Source organism: Enterococcus sp. 10F3_DIV0382, assembly GCF_002140245.1.
Classification (GTDB): Bacteria; Bacillota; Bacilli; order Lactobacillales; family Enterococcaceae; genus Enterococcus_B; species Enterococcus_B lactis.
Genome location: NZ_NGMF01000001.1, coordinates 419,972 through 443,953, shown reverse-complemented (window position 1 = coordinate 443,953; position 23,982 = coordinate 419,972). Strand labels below are relative to the sequence as shown.

Annotated in this window: 22 protein-coding genes and 1 riboswitch; of the genes, 13 read left to right on the top strand and 9 right to left on the bottom strand. The window is 37.5% G+C overall.

The window, feature by feature from the left end:
* Positions 1 to 27 precede the first annotated feature (27 nt).
* The 3 genes from A5849_RS02240 to rpsO form a co-directional block, all read right to left on the bottom strand.
* Positions 28 to 294 (bottom strand): GlsB/YeaQ/YmgE family stress response membrane protein, encoded by a 267-nt coding sequence (locus tag A5849_RS02240; RefSeq protein ID WP_002293441.1) that lies wholly within the window; start codon positions 292 to 294, stop codon positions 28 to 30.
* Positions 295 to 487: 193 nt separating this feature from the next.
* The gene (pnp, locus tag A5849_RS02235) at positions 488 to 2,614 is read right to left on the bottom strand and encodes a polyribonucleotide nucleotidyltransferase (RefSeq protein ID WP_025478893.1); all 2,127 of its coding nucleotides are present in this window, start codon (positions 2,612 to 2,614) and stop codon (positions 488 to 490) included.
* 187 nt (positions 2,615 to 2,801) lie between these two features.
* The gene (gene rpsO, locus A5849_RS02230; protein ID WP_002289282.1) at positions 2,802 to 3,071 is read right to left on the bottom strand and encodes a 30S ribosomal protein S15; all 270 of its coding nucleotides are present in this window, start codon (positions 3,069 to 3,071) and stop codon (positions 2,802 to 2,804) included.
* A 249-nt stretch (positions 3,072 to 3,320) separates the two neighbouring features.
* Here rpsO and def point away from each other — a divergent pair, with 249 nt between their 5' ends.
* Complete coding sequence (gene def, locus A5849_RS02225; protein ID WP_002309767.1) at positions 3,321 to 3,884, top strand: peptide deformylase; 564 nt, start codon at positions 3,321 to 3,323, stop codon at positions 3,882 to 3,884.
* Positions 3,885 to 4,133: 249 nt separating this feature from the next.
* Here the strand turns inward: def and A5849_RS02215 are convergent, their stop codons facing one another.
* From A5849_RS02215 to A5849_RS02195, 5 genes are all read right to left on the bottom strand, one after another.
* Positions 4,134 to 5,474, bottom strand: a complete 1,341-nt coding sequence (locus tag A5849_RS02215) for a hypothetical protein (protein ID WP_086309925.1) — start codon at positions 5,472 to 5,474, stop codon at positions 4,134 to 4,136.
* Positions 5,475 to 5,690: 216 nt separating this feature from the next.
* Complete coding sequence (locus A5849_RS02210) at positions 5,691 to 8,381, bottom strand: hypothetical protein (protein ID WP_002345473.1); 2,691 nt, start codon at positions 8,379 to 8,381, stop codon at positions 5,691 to 5,693.
* A gap of 150 nt (positions 8,382 to 8,531) precedes the next feature.
* A complete protein-coding gene (locus A5849_RS02205; RefSeq protein WP_002335133.1) occupies positions 8,532 to 9,053 on the bottom strand; it encodes a transcription repressor NadR in 522 nt (173 codons plus the stop codon).
* 2 nt (positions 9,054 to 9,055) lie between these two features.
* Positions 9,056 to 9,898 carry a chorismate mutase gene (locus tag A5849_RS02200; RefSeq protein WP_002316586.1) on the bottom strand — a complete coding sequence of 281 codons (843 nt, stop codon included), beginning with the start codon at positions 9,896 to 9,898 and terminating at the stop codon, positions 9,056 to 9,058.
* Positions 9,891 to 10,616 carry an NAD-dependent protein deacylase gene (locus A5849_RS02195; protein WP_002312419.1) on the bottom strand — a complete coding sequence of 242 codons (726 nt, stop codon included), beginning with the start codon at positions 10,614 to 10,616 and terminating at the stop codon, positions 9,891 to 9,893. Before A5849_RS02195 ends, A5849_RS02200 begins: the two co-directional genes overlap by 8 nt.
* Positions 10,617 to 10,791: 175 nt before the next feature.
* On the opposite strand from A5849_RS02195, the gene A5849_RS02190 reads away from it, so the two are divergent.
* From A5849_RS02190 to A5849_RS02170, 4 genes are all read left to right on the top strand, one after another.
* Positions 10,792 to 11,088, top strand: coding sequence for a hypothetical protein (locus A5849_RS02190; protein ID WP_002293448.1), 297 nt, complete (start codon positions 10,792 to 10,794; stop codon positions 11,086 to 11,088).
* Positions 11,089 to 11,342: 254 nt separating this feature from the next.
* A riboswitch (Lysine riboswitch) is annotated at positions 11,343 to 11,517 on the top strand.
* Between the two features lie 137 nt (positions 11,518 to 11,654).
* Positions 11,655 to 13,247, top strand: coding sequence for an ABC transporter permease subunit (locus tag A5849_RS02180; RefSeq protein ID WP_002293447.1), 1,593 nt, complete (start codon positions 11,655 to 11,657; stop codon positions 13,245 to 13,247).
* Positions 13,248 to 13,259: 12 nt separating this feature from the next.
* Positions 13,260 to 14,000, top strand: coding sequence for an amino acid ABC transporter ATP-binding protein (locus A5849_RS02175; protein ID WP_086309924.1), 741 nt, complete (start codon positions 13,260 to 13,262; stop codon positions 13,998 to 14,000).
* Positions 14,001 to 14,168: 168 nt separating this feature from the next.
* Entirely contained in the window at positions 14,169 to 15,518 is a 1,350-nt protein-coding gene (locus A5849_RS02170; protein ID WP_002293445.1) for an amino acid permease, read from the top strand.
* A 165-nt stretch (positions 15,519 to 15,683) separates the two neighbouring features.
* Here the strand turns inward: A5849_RS02170 and A5849_RS02165 are convergent, their stop codons facing one another.
* Complete coding sequence (locus A5849_RS02165; RefSeq protein WP_002312417.1) at positions 15,684 to 16,274, bottom strand: TMEM175 family protein; 591 nt, start codon at positions 16,272 to 16,274, stop codon at positions 15,684 to 15,686.
* A gap of 146 nt (positions 16,275 to 16,420) precedes the next feature.
* On the opposite strand from A5849_RS02165, the gene brnQ reads away from it, so the two are divergent.
* The 8 genes from brnQ (at position 16,421) to A5849_RS02120 (ending at position 23,678) form a co-directional block, all read left to right on the top strand.
* Complete coding sequence (gene brnQ / locus A5849_RS02160; RefSeq protein WP_002344727.1) at positions 16,421 to 17,773, top strand: branched-chain amino acid transport system II carrier protein; 1,353 nt, start codon at positions 16,421 to 16,423, stop codon at positions 17,771 to 17,773.
* A gap of 537 nt (positions 17,774 to 18,310) precedes the next feature.
* Positions 18,311 to 19,171: a hypothetical protein gene (locus A5849_RS02150; RefSeq protein ID WP_002345474.1), complete on the top strand. Its 861-nt coding sequence runs from the start codon at positions 18,311 to 18,313 to the stop codon at positions 19,169 to 19,171.
* A 104-nt stretch (positions 19,172 to 19,275) separates the two neighbouring features.
* Positions 19,276 to 19,854 (top strand): hypothetical protein, encoded by a 579-nt coding sequence (locus A5849_RS02145; protein WP_002309778.1) that lies wholly within the window; start codon positions 19,276 to 19,278, stop codon positions 19,852 to 19,854.
* Between the two features lie 205 nt (positions 19,855 to 20,059).
* The gene (locus A5849_RS02140; protein ID WP_002309779.1) at positions 20,060 to 21,325 is read left to right on the top strand and encodes a GHKL domain-containing protein; all 1,266 of its coding nucleotides are present in this window, start codon (positions 20,060 to 20,062) and stop codon (positions 21,323 to 21,325) included.
* A gap of 14 nt (positions 21,326 to 21,339) precedes the next feature.
* Positions 21,340 to 22,092, top strand: coding sequence for a LytTR family DNA-binding domain-containing protein (locus tag A5849_RS02135; RefSeq protein WP_002309780.1), 753 nt, complete (start codon positions 21,340 to 21,342; stop codon positions 22,090 to 22,092).
* Positions 22,093 to 22,230: 138 nt separating this feature from the next.
* Positions 22,231 to 22,782 (top strand): accessory gene regulator B family protein, encoded by a 552-nt coding sequence (locus tag A5849_RS02130; RefSeq protein WP_229508151.1) that lies wholly within the window; start codon positions 22,231 to 22,233, stop codon positions 22,780 to 22,782.
* Positions 22,754 to 22,906, top strand: a complete 153-nt coding sequence (locus tag A5849_RS02125; protein ID WP_002335130.1) for a cyclic lactone autoinducer peptide — start codon at positions 22,754 to 22,756, stop codon at positions 22,904 to 22,906. Before A5849_RS02130 ends, A5849_RS02125 begins: the two co-directional genes overlap by 29 nt.
* 205 nt (positions 22,907 to 23,111) lie before the next feature.
* Positions 23,112 to 23,678 (top strand): hypothetical protein, encoded by a 567-nt coding sequence (locus tag A5849_RS02120; protein ID WP_002309782.1) that lies wholly within the window; start codon positions 23,112 to 23,114, stop codon positions 23,676 to 23,678.
* The last annotated feature ends 304 nt before the right edge of the window (positions 23,679 to 23,982 follow it).

Sequence of the window (23,982 nt, the reverse complement as noted above, 5' to 3'; positions counted from 1 at the left end):
CTGAAGTGTCAACTTATTTGAATAAAATTATTCTTTCTTTGGTCGTTCCCTGATACGTCTTGCCACAAATGAATAAAGCGCAAGGCAAAAAATTGCACCCAATAGTGCTGGGATCAAATAAAAACCGCCAAGTTCCGGTCCTAGCGGTCCTAGTAAAAATTCGCCAAGCCAGCTGCCTAAAAAGCCGATAATGATATTTCCAGATACACCACCTGGGACCTCCTTTCCCAAAATGGCACCAGCTATCAAACCTAACACACCGCCGATAAACAACGACCATAAAAAGTTCAGCATAGCCTTCCCCTCCTTCGTCCTTTTATCTCACTTTTATTTTACGCTTTATTTAGAAGGACTCCAAAAATATGCACCAAGAAACTTCAGTAAAAAAAGAGAGATGACAAAAATCGTCACCTCCCTTTTTTTCGAATAATTGTTGTTCTCCTGTCAACTTCTTGATCACAAAACACAATATTCATAAGAATTAAAATTATTTTGCTTCGTTTTTCGTTGAACCATCTTCATTCAACATTGCTTTTCTTGACAGATTTACGCGTCCTTGTTTATCGATTTCCGTTACTTTCACAAGGATCTCATCACCTAGTTTAACAACATCTTCGACTTTATTGACACGATCGTTTGCCAATTGAGAAATATGGACAAGTCCATCTTTTCCTTTGATCAAGTTGATGAATGCACCGAATTTTTCGATACGGACAACTTTCCCTAGATAAACTTCACCGACTTTGACTTCTTTTGTCAGATCTTCGATGATCTTGATGGCTTTTTTGATCATTTCTGCATCAGCAGAAGCAATACTTACTTTTCCATCTTGATCGATATCGATTTTTACACCCGTTTCATCGATGATTCCATTGATCGTGTCTCCGCCTTTACCGATGACATCTTTGATTTTAGCAGGTTCGATCTGGATCATTTCGATTTTTGGTGCATATTGGCTTAATTCTTCACGTGGAGCAGCAATCGTTGAAGTCAATTCTTCTAAGATTTCCATACGTGCTTGTTTTGCTTGAGTCAATGCTTCAGTTAGGATTTGTTCTGTGATTCCTTGGATCTTGATATCCATCTGCAAAGCAGTGATACCATCTTTTGTACCGGCAACCTTAAAGTCCATATCGCCAAGATGATCTTCCAGCCCTTGGATATCTGTTAAGATCGTATAGTTCTCACCATCAGAAACAAGTCCCATCGCAATACCGGCAACAGGTGCTTTGATTGGTACCCCTGCGTCCATCAATGCTAACGTGCCAGCACAGATACTTGCTTGGGAAGAAGAACCATTTGATTCCAATACTTCTGCTACCAAGCGGATCGTATAAGGAAATTCTTCTTCTGAAGGGATTACTTGTGCCAATGCTCGTTCTCCTAATGCGCCATGTCCGATTTCCCGACGTCCTGGAGATCCTGCACGTCCTGTAGAACCAACAGAAAACTGAGGGAAATTGTAGTGGTGGATGAATCGTTTGCTGACTTCAACCCCTAAACCGTCAATGATTTGGTGCTCTCCTAAAGGTGCGAGTGTACAAGCAGATAAAGCTTGTGTTTGTCCTCGTGTGAACAATCCTGATCCATGTACACGTGGCAATAAGCTGACTTCTGATGACAATGGACGGATTTCATCCAATTTACGCCCGTCAGGACGGATTTTATCGATGGTAATCAATTCACGTACGACATCTTTTTCTAAATCTTCCGTGATTTGTTTGACTTCTTTCAATAAGTGATCTTCATCTTCGTGACCTGCAAATTTCTCAGCGTAAGCTTCACGAATATCGAGTTTCACTTGGTCAATGTTCTCTTCGCGAGCAAGTTTTTCTTCGGTCATTACTGCTGCTTTCATCGTAGCGTAAGAAGCATCAAAAATTTCTTTTTTCAATACTTCATCAACTTGCAGTAAAGTGACTTCCATTTTTTCTTTTCCTACTGCTTGAACGATTTCTTCTTGGAAAGCAACTAATTCTTTGATAGCGTCAAAACCAAACAGCAATGCACCAAGCATGTCTTCTTCTGAAACTTCTTTCGCGCCACTTTCAACCATGTTGATCGCTTGTTTCGTACCAGCAACAGTTAATTCGATATCTGTTTGTTCTGCTTGCTCTACCGTTGGATTCAAGACATACTCACCATTTACACGACCAACTTCTACACCCGCGATTGGACCATCAAATGGGATATCTGAGATTGATAGTGCTAAAGAAGAACCTAACATCGCTGCCATAGCTGGTGAACAGTCAGTTTCTACACTCATCACGATGTTCGTTACTTGGACTTCATTACGGAAGCCTTCCGCAAACATCGGGCGGATCGGACGGTCGATCAAACGGGCAGTCAATGTTGCTTCTGTACTTGGACGACCCTCTCGTTTGATGAAACCTCCAGGGATTTTCCCTGCTGCATACATTTTTTCTTCATAATTGATCGTTAATGGGAAAAAGTCTGTATCTTTTGCTTCTTTAGAGGCCACAGCTGCACTTAAGACCACTGTATCTCCATAACGGACTAAAACGGCTCCGTTTGCTTGTTTTGCTAGCTGACCGACTTCGATTTGTAAGGGACGGCCGCCCCATGTCGTTTTGAATACTTGTTTTTCTGACATAACTTCTCCTTTTCCTTCTCGTGAAAGCAAGACGCTACTAAACAAATGAAAACTGCCGAAAGCCGTTTTTTGAGCAGCTTTCATTTGGTTAGTAGGAGTCCATCTAGCTTGATCACGGAATTTTGCTTAATTGATATACGAGTAAAAAAAGTGAGATTCATGTGAATCCCACTCTTTTTGACTAAAATTAACGACGCAAGCCTAAACGTTTGATCAATTCGCGGTAACGTTGAACGTCAGTTTTACGTAAGTAAGCTAACAAGTTACGACGGTGACCAACTTTTTTCATTAGGCCGCGGTATGAATGATGGTCTTTTTTGTGCACGCGTGCATGTTCATTCAAGTGGTTGATTTCTTCAGTTAATACAGCGATTTGTACTTCTGGAGAACCAGTATCCCCTTCATGGCGAGCATATTCGTTGATGATTTCATTCTTGCGTTCTTTTGAAATTGCCATTTCTTTCACCTCTTTCGATTATTCCCCTGCGACTGAGTAAAACGTTGGTGATTCGCTTAACCAAGTGGCAGGCCGTGCGCCTAGAGCACACAGCTATACTTTACCTGAAACCGGGCTGGAAATCAAGTGGTTAATCATTAAGAAAAAGTAGTTTTCAAACAATCTTACTACTACTTTTCCATTTTTGTGGTAAACTATAATGCGAAAATAGACTTGAATATAGTCTTCTAAGAAAGGGGTACATATTCCATGATTACAATGGATGATATCATTCGTGAAGGAAATCCGACCTTACGCGAAGTTGCAGAAGAAGTTTCTCTTCCATTAAGCGAAGAAGATCTCTCTTTAGGAAAAGAGATGCTTGAGTTCTTAAAAAACAGCCAAGATCCAATCAAAGCTGAAGAATTGCACTTACGAGGCGGTGTTGGCTTAGCTGCGCCTCAATTAGATATTTCTAAAAGAATCATTGCTGTTCACGTACCAAGTGCAGACCCAGAGGTAGATGAACCTTCTCTAAGTACTGTTATGTATAATCCTAAAATTTTGAGCCATTCTGTTCAAGATGCTTGTTTAGGGGAAGGCGAAGGCTGTTTATCTGTTGACCGAGAAGTACCAGGATATGTCGTTCGCCACGCCAAAATCACTGTGTCTTATTATGATATGAATGGTGAAAAACACAAGATTCGTTTGAAGAATTATGAATCGATCGTCGTTCAACATGAAATCGACCATATCAACGGTGTGATGTTCTATGACCACATCAACGATCAAAATCCATTTGCATTAAAAGAAGGCGTATTGGTGATCGAATAGAGATTTGGATTGATCCTTCGATTCTAATGGCATAAGAAAGCTTTATAAAGAGGTTGTGAAAAAGCTGTCCTGCATCAAGTAATAAGAACAGCCAAACAAAAATAGCTCTTCCTATTTTTCGTTTAGTTAGGCTTATTATCTCAGATGCAAGCTTTTGAACATATTCGGAATAAAGGGGCTGTGACACGTCGTTTGTCACAGCCCCTTTTTTATGTTTCGCTACTAAATTTAAAATGAAATTTCCTGAAATCAAAATTCAAGATGTGGCTGTGTCTTGGATAGAGATAAAGCTTTATTGGGAATTACCTGTTTTTTATCTCCAGAAGGATAACTTTTACGTGTCGTTACGTCTTCTAGAAGTTGCCCTAACCCCTGTTTTCTTGAATCTAATGTGGTTGCACTCGTCGTTTGGGAGGGAGTTTCCCACGTCTTTATTAACTGTCCCACTCGCTTCGATTCATTGCTGTCTGCCCAAGATTCTGCTTTTATCAACGATATTTCTTTTTGTGTATTTGTACTTACATTTTGCTTTGTTGGACTATCTTGTTTCCAGTTGTTTGATTGATTATTTTCTTTATGCTGTATATTAGCTGCTTGCATGATATCTGATAAGGATTGATGGTTATGTCGAGAAGCTAAATCCTTTAGTTGTGACGACTTACAATCAGAAGCAGAAGCATCAGGAGTGGAAGGAATATTTTTTTCCTCTCCTTCTCTAAGTTCATTTTCAAACACTGGATTTTTATCAGCAAATTCTTTTATATCTTTTTCTTCTCCACTGTTTTGCCTTACTGTACTGCTTTGCTGTAAATGATTGGCTGCATAGGCTGGATCCAACGTAAGATTCGTAATCCTACATTCTTCTTTCCATGTCACAGCAAGACCCTCATCTCTTTCCCAAGGCATTACATCAGTCAGCTTACCTTTTAAATCGTACATAACAACACTGTTATCATGCCCTTCTCCATATAAATACACCCTTCCTGCCAGTTCTTCTTTGTTATGATAAACATAACGGAGCGTGTGACTGGGATAACTCTCTTCATCTCCCCTAGCAACTTTAGCTTCTTCAAATGCTACATTAACACTCCAATTTGCTACTAAAGTCATTAAGTCACCAGCACCAATAGCACTACCCATCTCATCCCTTGCATTTGCATATTCAGGATCATAGTAAAGGTATAAATTGATTCTTGGATTCGTTTTTGCTACTTCTACGGCTATCTGTCCTCTCAAGTCGTACAAATAATCGTTGACTCTTTCCTTCTCAGAAAGCTGTGATGTACCATCAAAAGTTAGATTTAGATTATTATAGATATTCTCTAGTTTTAGTTCTTCAAACTTCCTGCTGACCTTCTGGAAATCGTCCCATAAAACCCATCCTTTGATCTCAGGGGAAAGATACTCCGTGAAGTTTTGAAAAAAGTGCTGCTGGAACTTCTTATCAGAAAGCTGTTTCGCATGGTCGAACATAGTATTTGTTATAGCAGTTAGATAATCAGTACAGTATACTCCTTCAAATCTCTTACGCCCAGATTCCTTATCAATACATAAGCCAATTCTTTGTTCTTCTTGTTTTTCAGGATTCATTTCATATCCGCCCCCATTATTTTGTTATAAAAAAGTATACATTACTTTCATACAGACAAAGCGAACACCTTTTTCTTGAAAACAAAAAAACTGGCGTTTAAATTTCGCCAGTTCTTCGGTGTTTTTTTATGGTGCTTGTCATTCTTCGTACAAGATAACTGCTTCAGCTAGTTTTTACTTGATTGTTTTTAGCATTTTTTTCAAGTCTATCTCTTTTTAACGTTCATAGAATCTTATTATTTCTCGTACACATGGCTTTTTATTAGCCGAAGTTTCTCTCTCTTCTTGCTGTCTGATTTGTGCCATTCTTTGTTGTCCAACTTGGGATGTGGAAGCACTTATTAGTTGATCGGTGCTTGTTGATGGCTGTTCATTCCTTATACCCACTGTTTTTAAAAGACTCGATAACTGCTGTGGCTGTTTTTTTATCAACTGTTCTGGACTCTTTCGATGTTTTACCTGAGTGTCTATTGATTGGTGTAAACTTGTTTCGCTTTCCTTCTTTTCATGAAGTTTATTTTCATTATCAATGCTAGGTGTAAGAACGACACTTTTGCATGCATTTCTCCACGCTTCTGCAATCTCTTCTTTTTCCCATGGTAATCTATCGGCAATTTGTTTATGACGATCAAACAGAACAATTCTTCCTTCTAACTCTGATTTATTGTGAAATGCATATCTGAGTATCCTACCAAGACATTTTTCATTCTCACTTTCCGTTCCTTTTGCAAATTCTTCTTCAATATCTAATATACCAGCTCTATCAGTACCACGCCGTTCTATCTTATCAGCATATTGATCGATATCTATGCTACGCCTGCTACTATCACTAGAATTGCTAGTATCACTATCATAATAATCAGAATAATCAGAATTAGTCCAACCGACAACATCGTATGCTGCATAAATTTGTATCGGATCATAAAAAAGTGTCAATTCAGTCATGGGATTTCTTTTTACTATTTCTACCGCTATCTCCCCTTTAATCTTATGCAAGTAGGATATGAGGGTTAATTCCTTAGACCACGTCATTGGTATTTCAAAATTGATATCTAATTTTATATATATGTTTTCTAATTTGAATTCCTCAAAGCTTCTACTGACTTTTTGGAAATCGTCCCATAGCTCCCAATGTTTTTTATCTGATGGGATATATTTTGTAAAATTCTCATAAAAATGTTGTCTGAAATCTGGATCATAAAATTTCCTTTGGTTTTTGAAGATTGCACCTATCGTAGCAGAAATATAGTCATCAATAGACTCTATCGTATGCTCTGCTTTTGTAGGGTTTTTCTGTCGAAAATTATCTTCATCTGCATATTTTCCAGTTTCTGACACAAATAAACTGATTTTCCGGTGCTCTTGCGGTTTAATTGAAGCAGATAAATCACTTTGTCCATCCATCTGTGGAAGTAGAAATGTCAAAGTCTCTTCTCTACTACTTCTTGACCAAACTGTACCAAGCTCTTTTGACTTGGCCCAAGGAGCTACATTAGTCAACACATTTTTTCTATCATAATAATAAATCCGACCACCTAATGAGCTCTCATTATGATATAAATGGTGTAACGTATCTGAAGTTTCAGCCAGATGCAATTTTTGAGCAATAGCATTCTCTGTCGATTCTACACGCTTTTTCCATTTTGTTTTTGAAATTGGCGTATAAAATTCTAAACTTTTTACGCTTTCCCAAGCTGGATCATAAAAAACACCGAGTTCTATTTTCGGGTTTTCTTTTGCTAGTTCTACTGACATTTTCCCAAACCATTGATTCAAGGAATGCTTAAATCCTTGTTCAGGATACGCTTTTTTCATGAACTCATCCCATCCTACTATATTCTCTAAATGGAATTCTTCAAACTTACGACTGACTCGTTGAAATTCTCCCCATAGTTGTCCTTGTCTTTTTGTAGAAGGGATATACTGGTCGAAATTTTCAAAAACATCTTGGTTTAGCTTTCCTTGTATCCCATTTTTCTCCTCTAACATTTCTGCAATTATTTCTATATACTTCTCACAGCTTTCCCATTTGTAATTCTTCTCTTCTAAATCATGAAAAGTAGCGTTGAATTCTTTTCCGTTTCCATAAGTCAATAAAATTTTTTCTTGTTCACTCTTATGGATCAGGCTTTCTTTTAATCCCACGAATTTTTCTTCACTTGGTGGAATCACACCGCTCCATAGATCAGTAAGTTCCTTGTTTCTAGCCCATGGTGCTAAAATTATGTGGTCGTTTTTATAAAAATTCACTCTATCTCTCACTGTTTTTTCAAGAGGATATATCAGCCGTATCATAGCTCCTATTTCCGTTTCATCTACTCCTTGAATGATATCCTTCTCAATATCTTTCGCTTTTTCATCTCGATGTTCATACCCATCTGCTAAAGCTTCTATCCGTTCTTCTTTTGTTTTATACTCGCCATTTTTCAGCTTCTTATTTAATAGCTTTCCTTGTTCAGCCTTAGGATCATAAGAGATATACAGTTCAACGTTTGGATTTCCCTTTAGTATCTCTACTATCAGTGCTTCTTTTTTTTCATTTAAAAGCTCTTCTGCTTGCTTATATATTACTGATAAGTCTTGCGAACCGAAGGAAGGTTTGTTAAATCCTACATCTCTAAAAATTGTTTCTAGATGGAGTGCTTCAGAAGAGCGAGTTGCTTTGTAAAGGTCATTCCATAATGGCCACTTTCGATTGTAAGTGTAAATATTCTCAGAAAAATTTTCAGAAAATTTTTTTAATCTTTCAGATACGTATTCAGAGTCCTCAAAGTTTCGGATGAATTTAATTAGGCTGTGCGCGAGCGTCTCTATGTATTGATCTAATTTTTCCTCACCAACCTCGTTATAATACAGCTTGATTTTTTGTGCTTCCAACGCTCCTTGATCTTGCTTATTTGGATCCATCTCATATCCGCCCCCATTATCTTGCTAGTTATGTTACAAAAAAAGCGTACAATACTTTGTGCAGACAAAGCGAACACCTTTTTCTTGAAAATAAAAAAACTGGCGTTTAAATTTCGCCAGTTCTTCGGTACTGTTTTTTTATGGAGCTAGTCATCCTTCGTACAAGATACCTGCTTCAGCTAGTTTTTGCTTGATTGTTTTCAGCATATGCTTTTCTGGGTATCGGATCGTATGCAGATGGATTCCTCCTGTGAGTTCGGATAATAAAGAAGCATTGCTCTTTTGATAACGTCTCATAAATGAATCGATGTCTTGTGGCGTTTTAATGTGCAACGTACCTGTTAATTCACCGTAAAGCGGATGTTCTACGATTACATCAATGATTTCGCCGCCATTTTCAACGATGAGTCTCAACTCTTCGTCTGTTTGATCTTTTCCGTGCTGGACCGCGATTTTACTGATATGTCCAGTATTGGTTTCTTCTGTTTCAAGGATATAACCTCTTGCTGTTGCCACGATACTTTTACCTGCCGCTCGTAGTAAAGCAATATCACCGACAATAATCTGACGGCTGACTCCAAAAGTTTTCGCAAACTTGCTAGCACTCACTGGTTTTTCTTTATTTGCCAAGGTTTGCATGATTTGTTTTCGTCGTGCCTCTCCTTCGATCACACTTATTCCTCCTTCATTTTGTTTTGGTATTCGCGCGAGTGTTTCATCAAATCAACATATGTGTTTGTTATTGTTTCCTTGTATCCCTTATTTTTCAGCAGTTTAGCAACTTTATCCAATACTTGCTGCTCTCTTTTTTCATCATAAACTGCTTGGTTTCCTTCTTTTTTTACTTGTCCTATTTTAGTTACTGTATCCATTCTTTTTTCTAATAAAGCAACTAATTCTCGATCGATCGTATCAATCTTTTGACGTAATGTTTCAAGAGACTCTTCTAACGGTTCTTCCTCTACTGTCTTGATGATACGAGCAGGATTTCCTGCAATCACTACATTGTCGGGGAAAGATTTGGTCACAACCGAACCTGCGCCGACCACTACATTGTTTCCTAGCGTGACACCCGGCGTGACGATCACGCCTCCGCCTAACCAAACATTATCACCGATTTTTATGGGTTTTGCGTACTCCAAACCACTGTTACGTTTCACTGGATGTAATGGATGTGTTGCCGTATACAGCTGGACATTGGGAGCAAACATGCAGTTATCACCGATTTCGATCGTGCTGACATCTAAAAATGTACAGTTGAAATTTGCATAAAAATTCTCACCGACAAATATATTATATCCGTAATCAAAATTGATAACTGGCTCCATATAGATTTTTTTCCCTGTACGACCAAATGTTTCTTTCAACAATTGGGATCGCAATTCCGCTGATTCGGCTTGGTTGATGATTTGGCTTTGACTTCTTGCAAACATACGGTCGGAAACCAACTCAGGGTCATTGGCAAAATAAAGCTCGCCTGCAATCATCTTTTCTTTTTCTGTTTTGAATTCAGTCATAGTCTACTCCTAATTCTTGTATTTTTTTGAAAACAACCGCTCCGTCTTCCTGAATAAACGTATAAGGTTCCGCTAAATAAACAGGCGTTTGATTGATTACTAAAATTTTGGCTGACGGTTGGCGAAATTGTACCAGATCACAAAATGGATGAACTTGAAAACTCGTTCCAACAATGACGACCAGCTCTGCTTGGCTGACGGCGTAAGCCGCCTGCTCAATGACTTCATCTTGAAATCCTTCACCATATAACACAATGTTTGGGCGTATTTGTCCGCCGCATGCTTGATGTTTGTCGCTGTGAAGATATTCTTTCCAGTCTACTGTTTGTTTACATTTTCGACAATGACATTGATACAAACTTCCATGAAAATTGACGAGTTGCGGGCTCTTAGCTTTTGCGTGCAATCCGTCGATATTTTGCGAAACGACCCAGATATTTTTTTCTTTCGCTAGATGTGCCATTTCTAAATGAATAATATTTGGTTTTGCTTCAGGATGATAGATCTTTTTGACAAATTGATAGAATTTATCCGGTTCATTCACCATTGCTTGATGACTCAGCAAGTATTCCGGCTGTTCCATTCCGTGGTAGATTCCTGTCAGTGATCGATAATCTGGCACTCCAGAAGGTGTGGATACCCCAGCACCGGTCAAAAACGTGATTTTCTGATGAGTCAATATCTCTTTTGCTGCTTCGTCTACTGTTCCTTGTTTCATGTTTTGTCACCTCACTTTCCATTATAGCCCATACTCAAACAAATTTATTGTTGAAAAGTGTGAAAAATAGGAATAAAAAAGTGTGAGGGACATTTGAACAATTTATCACAATCCTCACTGACAAAAGAATGAAAACGTGTTACAATACTGCTGTATAAAAGTGAGGTGAATCGATATGTTACCATTCTTTATTTACTGGGGCGTTATTCTGGCTTGCATCGCCTGGTTAGCGTTAAGTGTTTATTTCTCTGTTTTTTACCTTGTACGCAAAGAAAACGGAAATCTTTGGGCTTTTGCTTTATTCAACGTGATTGCCGCAATTGTTTTAGCCATTACATTAGCCGTTTATCGAACATGGGGCTGGGGAATCACCCAATACTCAAGTTTGATTTATCTAATATTAGCCATTTACGGTGTCGTTGTTCTTTTGCAAGCGATCCTAGGACGTGAGCCAAAGAAAGCGGCTGCTTAAATAATCGAGGTGGAACTGGATGCAGGAAATTTTCTGTTTCAGTTCTTTTTTTATTGTGTTACATACATTTTTGTGTATAATTATACTATCGTTTGCAATGGATAGATGATTCACATTTTGATTGTTTTTTCGGTAAAAGTAAAGATTTCTATATTTATCAGTATTTTTCAAAAAACAGCAGTTATAGATTGACAAAGCCTCTCGAGTATCGTAAACTTTTTTTGTATAAATAACTGAATACGAGATGCCTCAATCAATGAGGTAGAGGTCGCGAGAATCATTAACCCTGTGGAGTGAAGCAAACATGGAGAAGCAGGAATAGGGAGGATCGCCGAAATGTACACTTTTTTGCTTGAAGTGTATGTTGGGACGCAAGTTAAGAGCTTGCGGACTGTCTTAGCAGTGATGCTAAGTTGCGCTATGTTTTGTGAGAGGTTTATCACCTTATGGAATTTTAGCGGCCTTTTTATATCTATAAATCGGTCGCTTTTTATTTTTTCAGATAAAGCTTTACCGCATTTCATCTAGACCGCTCGTGTATCATATAATCAGAAAGGGAGAAAAAAATGAAAAAAAATATGGTTTCAGTTGCCGTACTATTTGCTTTTGTCTTCTCACTATTCAGTGTGGGATCTCTGGCAAATGCAGATGAAAAAACACCGAGCGATGAGTTTCGCGTAGGTATGGAGGCTGGGTATGCACCCTTCAACTGGTCTCAACAAACAGACGAGAATAACGCCTTGCCAATCCAAGGCCAAAATAGTTACGCCGGCGGTTATGATGTTCAAATCGCTAAAAAAGTAGCAGATGGTTTAGGGAAAAAATTAGTCATCGTCCAAACAAAATGGGATGGTCTGGCTCCTGCCCTTCAATCAGGCAAGATCGATGCGATCATCGCCGGAATGAGCCCTACTGCTGAACGACGAAAAGAAATTGATTTTACCGATCCATATTATGAATCACAATTAGTAGTAGTAGTCCAGAAAGATGGCAAATACGCAAAAGCAAAAAGTTTAGCAGATCTTTCTGGAGCAAAGATTACTGCTCAGTTAAATACCTTCCATTATACTGTGATCGATCAGATACCGGATGTGCAGAAACAACAAGCAATGGATAATTTCTCAGCCATGAGAACAGCGTTAGCTTCTGGAATGATCGATGGTTATGTCAGCGAACGTCCGGAAGGTGTAACGGCAACTAGTGTGAACAAAGACTTGGAAATGCTCGAATTCAGTGGTGCAGATGGCTTCCAGACAAACCCGGAAGATGTTCAGATTTCTGTTGGTATGCGTAAAGGCGACCCAGATATCCAAAAAGTAAACCAGATTCTTTCTGGCATCTCTAACGATGAACGAACAAAAATCATGGACCAAGCAGTCAAAGATCAGCCTGCTGCAACTGATAGTGAAGAAAAACCCGGCATCATTTCTGACTTCACTACGATTTGGAAACAATACGGCAATATGTTCTTACGAGGTGCTGGACTTACCTTGTTCATCGCATTGATCGGGACAGTTGTCGGTACCACACTTGGATTACTGATTGGTGTCTTCCGTTCGGTACCTGAATCAGGAAATGCACTGACTCGCTTCTTCCAAAAAATCGGAAATGCACTTCTATCTATCTATGTCGAAATATTCCGCGGAACACCGATGATGGTACAAGCAATGGTCATCTTCTACGGCCTGGCACTCGCTTTTGGTATTTCGTTGAATCGAACGATTGCCGCTTTGTTTATCGTCTCTCTCAATACTGGAGCTTACATGACAGAAATCGTCCGTGGGGGAATTTTTGCAGTAGATGAAGGACAGTTCGAAGCTGCGCAAGCCATTGGTATGACCCATGGCCAAACGATGAGAAAAGTTGTTATTCCACAAGTTTTACGGAATATTTTGCCGGCAACGGGGAATGAATTTGTTATCAATATCAAAGATACAGCCGTTTTAAGTGTAATCGGCGTAGCTGACTTGTTCTTCCAGGGGAACTCTGCTTCCGGTGCGAATTTCCAATTCTTCCAAACATTTACGATCGTCGGGATCATCTACTTAGTCATGACCTTTACGATCACCAGAATCCTGCGTGCGGTAGAAAAGAAAATCGATGGACCTTCTGCTTACACAAAGCTTGAAGAAATCGACAATTCAAATTTGCAGGAATAAGGAGGAAGAATCATGAGTGAAAAAATTATTGAAATCAACCATCTAAGAAAAAGCTTCGGTGAAAATGAAGTATTGAAAGATATCAGCGTGACAGTCAACAAAGGTGAAGTTGTGACGATCATCGGTTCTTCTGGTTCTGGTAAATCTACTTTCTTGCGCTGTATCAATTTGCTAGAAAAACCAACAGGCGGCGAGATCATTTATAATGGAGAAAATGTATTAGCTCCTAAATATAATTTACCTAAATATCGAACAAATCTAGGTATGGTTTTCCAATCCTTCAATCTCTTCAATAATATGAACGTCTTGGAAAACTGTATGTCTGGACAAACAACTGTCCTGAAACGAGATAAAGAAACTGCCAAAAAAGTAGCAATCGAAAATCTGGAAAAAGTTGGTATGGATCGTTATTTCGAAGCTAAACCAGCACAATTGTCTGGCGGGCAGAAGCAGCGTGTCGCAATTGCTCGGGCATTATCGATGAATCCAGATGTATTGTTATTCGATGAACCTACTTCGGCGTTAGACCCTGAAATGGTTGGTGAAGTGCTTAATACGATCAAAGACTTAGCACATACTGGCTTGACGATGCTTATCGTGACGCATGAGATGGAATTTGCAAAAGATGTATCTGACCGTGTCATTTTTATGGATAAAGGTGTGATTGCAGAAGAAGGTACACCAGAAGATATCTTTGTCCATCCGAAAGAAGAACGTACAAAAGAATTCCTTTCACGTATTTTAAATGCTTAGGATCAATCGCTGATTGGGACAGAGAGCTGCGGCGTTTACCGCAGTTCTTTTTTTGCGCCTACTCATAAATAGTAAATTTCTGAAAATTTTGGAATCTTAGTTGTGTTTTTCAGAAAACTCTCTTAATATGGAAGTAATATAAACTTTTTTAGTTAGGATGATTTAAAAATGAATGAAGAGCAAGAACTGCAGCGTGGACTGAAAAATAGACATGTCCAACTGATTTCTATTGGCGGAGCGATTGGAACGGGGCTGTTTTTAGGCTCCGGAAAGTCTATCCAGCTAGCTGGCCCTTCGATATTGCTCGCCTATCTCATCACTGGATGTATCTGTTTTTTCATTATGCGTGCGTTAGGCGAACTTCTGTTATCAAACACTAATAACCATTCTTTTCTGGATTTTGTTGCAGAATATCTTGGCAAAAAAGCGGCTTTCATCACTGGTTGGACGTATTGGTTCTGCTGGGTATCGATTGCAATGGCAGATTTAACAGCCATTGGGATGTATGTACGCTACTGGGCACCTGGTGTTCCTCAGTGGCTTCCTGAACTGATTGCATTAGGTCTTCTTCTTTGCTTGAATATGGTGGCTGTATCATTGTTTGGTGAGTTAGAGTTTTGGTTTGCCTTGATCAAGGTTGTAGCGATCATTGCCTTTATCCTCGTAGGTGCTTATATGATCCTCACCCACTATACGACAGATATTGGCACAGCCAGCATCACGAATCTATGGTCTCATGGCGGATTCTTTCCGACTGGTGCTAAAGGATTCATCTTGGCTTTCCAAATGGTGACCTTTGCTTTTGCTGGGATCGAATTAGTTGGATTAGTCGCTGGGGAAACAGAAAATCCTGAAAAAGTATTGCCGGAAGCTATCAATAATATTCCTATCCGGATCATCTTATTTTACTTAGGCTCTCTTTTTGTCATTATGGCCATCTATCCATGGAATAGCTTGAATCCAGATAATAGTCCATTTGTAGAGGTATTTTCGGAAATTGGGATCACGATTGCTGCATCCTTGATCAATCTAGTCGTATTAAGTGCAGCAGCTTCTGCCTGCAACAGCGCCATATACAGTACAGGACGTATGCTTCGTTCTTTAGCACAAGAAGGAAGTGCTCCTAAAAAATTCAAAAAGTTAACAACACATCATGTTCCAGGGAATGCTTTGACATTTTCTACGATCGTCATTTTCATTTCGGTTATCTTGAATTACGTGATGCCTAGTGAAGTATTCACACTCGTAAGCAGTATTGCCACTACTTGTTTCTTGTTTATTTGGAGTATGCTTGTCTACACGCATATGAAATATCGTAAAAGTATCATCGGCAAAAAAGCTCATTCATTTAAAATGCCGCTGTACCCATTGAGTAATTATTTGGTCTTTCTTTATATGGCCTTTGTGTGTGTCGTCTTGTTCCTAGGAAAAGATACGAGAATCGCTTTATTACTGACACCTGTGTGGTTCTTGCTTCTCTTACTGATCTATCATATGAAATATGAACGTAAGAAGTAAGAAAGAGGTTGTGAGCCTGCCGTTTCACTATGAGTCACAAGGATCAATTTCAAAAAAACAGCTTCTCATGTTTGTTGAATATTGTGACTTGTGACCGAGGAGGTGACAGGAGAACACCGTTTATTCGGAAAAAGGGCTGTGACAATATTTTTGTCACAGCTCTTTTTATTTCCCCGGAAACAACCGCTGATAATAGGCATCTGCTTTTTTATAGGAAAAAATCCAAATACCAGATACGAAAAAACGTCCGAATAACCCAATCATCGGTACAAAAAAGATACCGGCAATCAAACATAAGTTAATAAACATGGAGATAAAACTTCGATGGTCCTTTGACAAAACTCTCACGACATGGGAATCTGGTTTATTTGCTTTCATGATTTGCCTCATCAATATACCAAAAGAAAAACTCCACATCGTGTATACTAAGACATAAGCCATCTCAGGCCAAAAAGCTTCAGGGTTACGCCCGACCCAACTAGTAACGGAAGGACATAAAGTCAGCCAGAAGAGCCAAAAGATATTCGACCAGACCACTCGGTAATTGATGCGTTCTGCCATCTGGAATATACGATGATGGTTCACCCAGATTACCGCAACAAATATAAAACTGATTGCATAAGCTAATAATGTATTTCGGATGGCCCATAAAGAATGGATACCAGATGGATCAGGAATCTTGATGTCTAATACAAGAACTGTCAAAACGATGGCCACTACTCCATCAGTAAATGCTTCTAATCTCGACTTTGTCACGATGTTTCCTCCTCAGATGATTCAGCGCTTTTATTTTATCACTTGTGTTATTAAATAACCATCGTTTTATATAGGAAATTTTCTGAAAATTGTTGCATATTTTTCGAAATTTTGTTACTTTTAAAAAAACCGTAAAGGAGTTATGTATGACAAAAAAATTATCATTTAAAGACTATCTTTTTATAGGCTCCATGCTTTTCGGTCTATTTTTTGGTGCTGGAAATCTTATCTTTCCCGTTCATTTGGGTCAAGAAGCAGGTGCTGCTACCTTTTGGGCGAATCTAGGTTTCTTGGTTACCGGTATCGGTCTTCCCTTCTTAGGAGTGATTGCCATTGGTGTATCGAAAAGCTCAGGTGTATATGAATTAGCAAAACGGATAAATCAAACATATGCGATGGTTTTTACCATCTTGCTTTACTTAGTTATCGGACCGTTTTTTGCTTTACCTCGCCTTGCAACCACATCTTTCGAGATTGGTTTAGCACCATTTATCGATCCTAGCAGACAGACGCTATATCTAGCAATTTTCAGTATTGTATTTTTTGTGCTGGCTTGGTGGTTTTCAAGAAAACCGACAAAGATATTAGATTATGTTGGAAAATTCCTGAATCCTGCATTTTTGGCTTTATTAGGGGCATTGCTTCTCCTTGCTTTTTTGAATCCACTAGGCTCTGTCAATCAAGCGCCTATTCAGCCAAATTACCAAGACCATGCTTTTTTCACAGGATTTACTCAAGGATATAACACATTAGATGCGCTTGCTGCTTTAGCATTTGGAATCATCATCGTTACGACGATCCAAAACATGGGTGTAACAAAACCTGCTGAAATTGCTAAAGACACGATCAAATCTGGTGCGATCAGCATTATATTGATGGGAATCATTTATACTTTGCTCGCTTATTTAGGTGCTATGAGCTTAGGTAGCTTTGCTCTAAGTGAAAATGGCGGAATCACGCTGGCTCAGATTGCTGATCATTATTTAGGCACTTATGGTAGTATCTTATTAGCATTCATCGTTATATTAGCTTGTTTGAAGACTGGTATTGGTTTGATTACAGCTTTTGCAGAAACATTCACAGATTTGTTCCCGCAAAGAAATTACGCCTTTTTTGTTGCACTTGCCAGTATCCTTCCCTGTTTAGCGGCAAATGTTGGCTTGACGAATATCATTCAATTTTCATTGCCTGTTTTGATGTTCATCTATCCATTAGCAATGACATTGATTCTGTTAGTGTTGGTTGGTCCTTTGTTTAAGCAGCGTACAGCTGTTTATCGGATGACTACCTATTTTACGTTGATTGCTTCGATTTTTGATGGGTTGAATGCCTGCCCAGAATCTATCAAGCAAACCCCTATAGTTCAAAATCTTTTACATGTTGCGGAAAGCTACTTGCCGTTTTTCAAATTGGGGATGGGGTGGATCGTACCAGCAGTTATCGGTTTTGTTATCGGACTGATTTGGAGTTTCGCTAAGAAAGAAGAAGTAGCGGATTGATAAAAGAGATTGTCTCTTGAACACTTTTTAAGAAAGAGTTTGCGAAAAAGCTCTCACAAAAATTGCGACGAGTAATCGCAGGATCAATAAAAAGCAAAAGGTCTGTGACAAAAGTCTTGTCACAGACCTTTTTTTCCGAATAAACGGTGTTCCAGAAGTAGCTTCTTCGAAAAATAAGCCGATATTTTACAAAAATTTGAGAAGCAATTTTCGTCAATTCCTTCTTATTTCTTGAAGCTGACCACTTCAGTCACAACCTCTTTTTTATAAATAAAGTTATTTTTACATAATAAAAAAGCAAACATTAAATAACTTTAATTCCAAAACAAATAAATTCCTCCCTTCTTTTTCTTTATCAGTTACGCGAACGATTATGCATCCAAAACAAACGATTATTTGACATAACTACTATCTTCCATGAGAATACACGAAGGAAACACCAATAATATAAAAAACATTTTTTTAAATTGATTTTTTCTATTACGCCTTGTATTCTTTTGTTTTTTCAAGAATAATTAAATGTGTAAGCGAATACGAATGAACAGAGGTGCAAAAGACCCCCTTGTCGATCAGCCGCACGTGTTCTTGAAAAGAGAAAACATGAAAAAACTCACTCATTTGTTTTTTGTTGTGTTGACACTTCTGCCATTTGCTGCCACGCCTATCCAAACGCACGCCCAAGAAACGTATACGATTAAAGCAGAACAACATGCGACGACCGAAGTTGTTCCTGAACTCCCGTCTATCTCTCGTATCCCTGTCACTACCCTAGAACCAGATCCGCACAACGCAGCATTGGTTCCTTTAACCGGTGGCGTCAGTTTCTCCTCTTTCCTCTCTCCTTTTTCTGCTGTTGGTGCTACATTAAGTTCTGCATTGGTTTCCCTCCCTGCTTCTGCTACAGTAGTTTCTGCTATCCTAGGAGCAGGACTTGGTTATAGTTTTTACCAATTAGGTTCCTCCTTAGGCGTCGCCACTGCAGACTTACTCAAAACGAATGCGAGCTTGTATGAATTATCTTCCAATAATCCTGCCCTGCAACAAGAATTGGCCGCTTTTGCCACTTCGGGAATTGATTCTACTACTAGTACCTATAATTTCTCGCAAGGTCTGCAAAAAAGATACGCGCAAGATGTGACCAGTCATGCATTGATGCGGGAATATTTGACAGGAACAACGGATCATGGTGCTTATCGCTTTTCGATCAATGACCATCCGGCTTTTCGTAAACTGATCTCTTATGGTTCTCTTTCTACTGAAACGGCTCGGACTGGCGTAATCGGACGTGATGCCTCGGTAGCTGATCGAATGTTCATCGAAGATCAATTCTTCTTGCTGGAAATGGTTCGTGTCAAGGTTTGTCTACAGTCTGATGGCATGTTATGCATGCCTTTTTAGTCAGTTATAGAAGATATACTAAAAAAAGCAAGCGATAATGCGGTTTTATTTTTTAAGGTTCTGATCATATAATTTTTTAATGAAAAGACGGAGGATTAAATCAAATGAAAAATAAATGGACAGTGTTGATTTGTGCAACTATTTTATCAACTTGGACGATTCCTACACAAAATGCCCTCGCGGAAGAAGCAGGGAATAATGCAACTTATGACACTACGCAACAAACAGTAACTAGCAATAGTTCTAGCGAAGAGCAAACAGCAATTGTAAATGGAGAAGAAGTAAAATTAGAAGCGCCAGTGAAAGAAGGACAGTCTGAAGCTGAAGCGACTCAAGCACCAAAAGAAGAGTTACAACAAGATCAAATGAGTCGGTTTGCTCGTAGTGCAGTAAGAACAATACCTATGTATCGCATGTATAATCCAAATAGCGGAGAACACTTCTACACTCAAGATACTGGAGAACGAGATAATCTAAGAAGAATTGGTTGGAATTACGAAGGTATTGGTTGGCAAGCTCCAACAAGTGACGATCCAGTTTATCGTCTATACAATCGTTACAACGGCGAACATTTCTACACGCTGAATGCCGCTGAACGTGACAATATCACGAAATACGGATGGAAGTATGAAGGTATCGGTTGGTACTCTTATACAGGACCAAATGGTAAGTCTATTAGATAACAATATAATCCCTAAAAAAAACTACAGTGTATTTAATTTATGTCGCAATATAATTAAATATACTGTATTATTTGTAATGAAAACGAATATTTATAGAAAAAGTGAAGAAAAGAAATGCAATAGAGTTAAATAACATTATTATTTTTTGACTGTTTAAAGTGGTAGTAATAAATGGGTGCATATTTTATGTTAGGGAAGGTGGATCGTGTTGATAACTATTATCTTATTATCTGTCCAATATTTTTTGATGTGTAGTTTAAGTTTTAGAATACTTCGAGAAAAAAATAGAAAATTTATTGTTTTAAGTGTGATTAGTGCTGTAATTTTTTCACTTGTGTACTTACAGTTCGAATTATTTGCAACTGGTCTTTTGTGGGTCTATTTAATTGCAATGAACTTTTTTGTTGCCAAATCAACGGTACATAAATCTTTGATTTCAAGTAGTTCTGCAATTCTCATTGTTATATTTTCTGACTATCTAACTTTATTTATCAATCCTATGTTCAATGTAAATGTAGGAGAATATACCCGATTTTTTTATACGGTTATTGTAGCTTTATTACTTTCTTTTGCTTTTAGAAAGCTTGTAAATACGACTTCTTTGTTTGAGAATGATTTGTACATGCCGATGATTTCATTAATTGCAACAGGAACGTTTCTCATACACTTTATCGTAATTACGATGGAGCGCCATGTTACAAATCAACGAGAAATGGAAATGATCAATAGTTACTTCGTCATCGTGTATTCTCTTTTATCTCTTTTTTCTGCTTCAATTTTTGTTTTCAGTGCAAGAAAGTATTATAAAAATAAGGAAATTGAGAATTATTTACACTATCTTAAACAATATGCGACTGACATTGAAAAAAAGTATAGTGACCTTCGAGCATTTAAACACGATTATAAGAATATGTTAATTTCAATGGGAAATTATATCGAGCGAGGTAATCTTGAAGAACTTACGAAATACTTTAAACAGAATATTTTGGAAACATCAAAAACAATTTTTGATAATTCATTAGAACTATCGGAGTTAGGAAATCTAAAGGTAGTTTCTTTAAAGAGCATTTTTTTATCTAAACTCAATTCAGTGGATACAAAAAGAACTAAGGTATCAATTTTTGTTTTTAATGAAGTCGATTCTGTTGCTGTTGATGAATTAGTTTTAGTTCGCTCTCTTGGCATTATTTTAGATAATGCTGTAGAAGCAACCCGAATGGCGAAATCTGAAGGGTTTATTGAATGTGCCATTTTAAAAGATATGGGAAGTGTAAGTTTTATTATCTCAAACTCGGTATCTGAAAATTTACCACCTCTTCACCAGTTGAAGGTTTCAGGGTATTCAACAAAAGGATCGAATAGAGGTTTGGGTTTATCTAACCTTGATTCTATTGTTGCACACGAAGCCCATTTATCCCTAGAAACATCTATTCAGGACAATAAGTTTTGTCAAATTTTAACTGTTAATTAAGAAGGAGAATACAAATGCTAAAGATATTTATTTGCGAGGATAATAAGGATCAACGGCAATCAATTGAACGTATTGTAAAGAATTATTTGATGATGGTAGATTTAGATGCTCGATTAGAACTTTCTACTGATCTTCCAAACGATATTCTAAAGTGGAGAACGCAGGAACAACATGATTATTTATTTTTACTAGATATTGAACTAAATCATGAAATGAATGGGATAATCTTAGCATCTCAGTTAAGAGAAAGTTATCCGCATGCAAAAATTGTTTTCATCACCAGCCATACTGAGATGGCGTTTCTTTCTTTTTTGCATAAAGTTGAAGCTTTAGACTTCATTCAGAAAAAGAGTGAAGAGGAACTTAAACCAAAGATAATCGAAGTAATAAATACTACCGTTGATCGGATTAGTAAGTTTTCTCCTGATAAACGAGAATTTATCCTGATACGCAGTAATTACACAGACATCAAGCTTGTAATAGATGACATTTTATTTTTTGAAACAACACCTGTAGCTCATAAATTGAGTGTTCATTTGCTTAATCGGCAATTAGAATTTTATGCAAATATCAAGGACATTTCTGCTTACAACAGTGCATTTTATCGTTGTCACCAGTCTACTGTGGTTAATATTAACAATATTGAAGTAGTCAATACTAAAACAAAATTAATTCAAATGATTGATGGACAAAAATGTAATGTATCAGTACGTTATCTAAAAGGGTTACTATTTAAATTAAAAGAGAAGCAAAAAACATTATCTTAACACTTATGAAATGAAAACCGTTTCTTTTGAAAGTTTCGTTGTCGATTCAATTTCTGTATTATCATTGTTTTTGTAAGAGAGGAGCAATCCAATGGGAAATAGTATCGAAGAGAGATTATCTGATTTGCTTTTAAAAAAATGGTAAACTATTTTGAATTCTCTAGAGAAGATTCTCTCAAAATTAATTATGGATTGACAATTCTAATTGTTAATTTATCTAAAGCGCTCGCCATATATCTAAGTGCTATTATTTTCGGGGTGTTTTTGGAAACGCTTTTATCTCATGTTACTTTTTGCATTTTGAGACATAATAACTATGGATTTCATTTTGAAAACAGCTTGATATGTACTCTCTTTGGGATTTTTAGTTTCCCTATCTCAGCTGTTCTTTTAAACTGGATGAATTTTAGGTTCTCTTTATTGGGGTTGGTTATTGTGTCGATTACTTTCATCGCTGTGACATGGCGGTTTGCTCCTTCATATACTAAATACGTTGGTAAGGATGTAGGAAATCACAGTCGCATAAAACCTCTCTTAACAACTATCAATATTCTAATTCTTTGTGTTTTATCACCTTTTACAGACCTAACGGTATTCATGGTTTGGGGAGTTTTTATCAGTAACTTATTGGTATTACTTAATGAATTAAAGAGGAGGTATCGTGTTGGTAAAAGTTTTAAAGTTGAATAGAGTTCTTTTAGGATGTTTAGCAACTCTAGCACTAAGTATTTTCAGTCATTCAATTCAAAATTGCTGTTTTTTAGCGACTTATGAACCTGATATGCCTGACGAGTTAAAAGAGATAGTTAAATAGACATAGGTTAAACGACAATTTATCAGAAGCAAAGATAATCTGTTAAAAAACTAGGTTGTTTTCTGAGCTTGTGTTCTATTTTATTAAATATTTATTCTTTATCAAATACTATTTTTTAGGATAATACTGAGGTGAAAAGAGGAATGAAAAAGAAATTTCTAGTCCTGAGATTTAGTTAAAAATTATATAATGAAGAGGTGTACTTATGTTAAAAACTGTGTCGAAAATTGTTGTTGCTACACTGGGTGTTTCTATTATTGGATCGACAGTTGTTCCAACTGTAACTGCTTCAGCGGCAGAGGTTCCAACATCCACTGCTACGACTACAAATTCAACTACATTACCGGTAACATTGAACCAAACATTGGGAGCATCTTCTATTTTAGATCAAAATGATTTTCAAAATTTTGAAATTATAGGAATTGACGAGAATGGAAATGAACATATTCTTGATCCAAACAGTCCTAATCTTCGATATACTTCGTCAATTATCTATATTGGTGTTAAAATAAGATATACATCAACAGCAGATGGTAAAAATTTAATTGCAATGTTTAATAAAACTTATGGAATGGGAGCAATTGGAGATGCAATAGCAATCTTTTCAAGCGCTCTAGGTGGAATACCTGGTAGTATTGTTGGCGGTTTTGTAGGACTTGGCTTCAATGGCTTTAGAAGTCGTTGTAAAGAATCCATTACAGCTGTTCAGGCGCATCCTTCAGGTGGTGCAATTTATATGTATTTAGATCATGTAACTTGGAAAGCTTCCTAATTAATCGGTGCATTTAAAGAGAGGGTGTTTAGCGATGGCTAATAATAAGAAAAAGAGATATATAGGGTTGATTGGACTATATGTTCTTTTGGTAATAGCATCTTCTCTAATACAGCAAATTAAGTATTATGGTTTGATTGCGTGGATTCTAATTGTCGTAACTATCCTATTAGTGATTGTTTTGTGGACATATTTGCTACGCAAAAATATCGTAAATGTAACATGGAAAAGTATGACGTATGATCCGCAATCTCATAGGAGCGAACGAATATTTTTGTGCAGTCTTGTTACATTAGTTTCACCT

Excerpts from the sequence above, each read along its gene's own strand:
- A5849_RS02195 (WP_002312419.1), bottom strand. The coding sequence starts at position 10,616 with ATGAAACAAGGAACAGTAGACGAAGCAGCAAAAGAGATATTGACTCAT.
- A5849_RS02210 (WP_002345473.1), bottom strand. The coding sequence starts at position 8,381 with ATGGATCCAAATAAGCAAGATCAAGGAGCGTTGGAAGCACAAAAAATC.
- A5849_RS02240 (WP_002293441.1), bottom strand. The coding sequence starts at position 294 with ATGCTGAACTTTTTATGGTCGTTGTTTATCGGCGGTGTGTTAGGTTTG.
- A5849_RS02170 (WP_002293445.1), top strand. The coding sequence starts at position 14,169 with ATGAATGAAGAGCAAGAACTGCAGCGTGGACTGAAAAATAGACATGTC.
- def (WP_002309767.1), top strand. The coding sequence starts at position 3,321 with ATGATTACAATGGATGATATCATTCGTGAAGGAAATCCGACCTTACGC.
- A5849_RS02200 (WP_002316586.1), bottom strand. The coding sequence starts at position 9,898 with ATGACTGAATTCAAAACAGAAAAAGAAAAGATGATTGCAGGCGAGCTT.
- rpsO (WP_002289282.1), bottom strand. The coding sequence starts at position 3,071 with ATGGCAATTTCAAAAGAACGCAAGAATGAAATCATCAACGAATATGCT.
- A5849_RS02135 (WP_002309780.1), top strand. The coding sequence starts at position 21,340 with ATGCTAAAGATATTTATTTGCGAGGATAATAAGGATCAACGGCAATCA.
- A5849_RS02145 (WP_002309778.1), top strand. The coding sequence starts at position 19,276 with ATGAAAAATAAATGGACAGTGTTGATTTGTGCAACTATTTTATCAACT.
- A5849_RS02120 (WP_002309782.1), top strand. The coding sequence starts at position 23,112 with ATGTTAAAAACTGTGTCGAAAATTGTTGTTGCTACACTGGGTGTTTCT.
- brnQ (WP_002344727.1), top strand. The coding sequence starts at position 16,421 with ATGACAAAAAAATTATCATTTAAAGACTATCTTTTTATAGGCTCCATG.
- A5849_RS02180 (WP_002293447.1), top strand. The coding sequence starts at position 11,655 with ATGAAAAAAAATATGGTTTCAGTTGCCGTACTATTTGCTTTTGTCTTC.
- pnp (WP_025478893.1), bottom strand. The coding sequence starts at position 2,614 with ATGTCAGAAAAACAAGTATTCAAAACGACATGGGGCGGCCGTCCCTTA.
- A5849_RS02175 (WP_086309924.1), top strand. The coding sequence starts at position 13,260 with ATGAGTGAAAAAATTATTGAAATCAACCATCTAAGAAAAAGCTTCGGT.
- A5849_RS02150 (WP_002345474.1), top strand. The coding sequence starts at position 18,311 with ATGAACAGAGGTGCAAAAGACCCCCTTGTCGATCAGCCGCACGTGTTC.
- A5849_RS02190 (WP_002293448.1), top strand. The coding sequence starts at position 10,792 with ATGTTACCATTCTTTATTTACTGGGGCGTTATTCTGGCTTGCATCGCC.
- A5849_RS02215 (WP_086309925.1), bottom strand. The coding sequence starts at position 5,474 with ATGAATCCTGAAAAACAAGAAGAACAAAGAATTGGCTTATGTATTGAT.
- A5849_RS02130 (WP_229508151.1), top strand. The coding sequence starts at position 22,231 with ATGGTAAACTATTTTGAATTCTCTAGAGAAGATTCTCTCAAAATTAAT.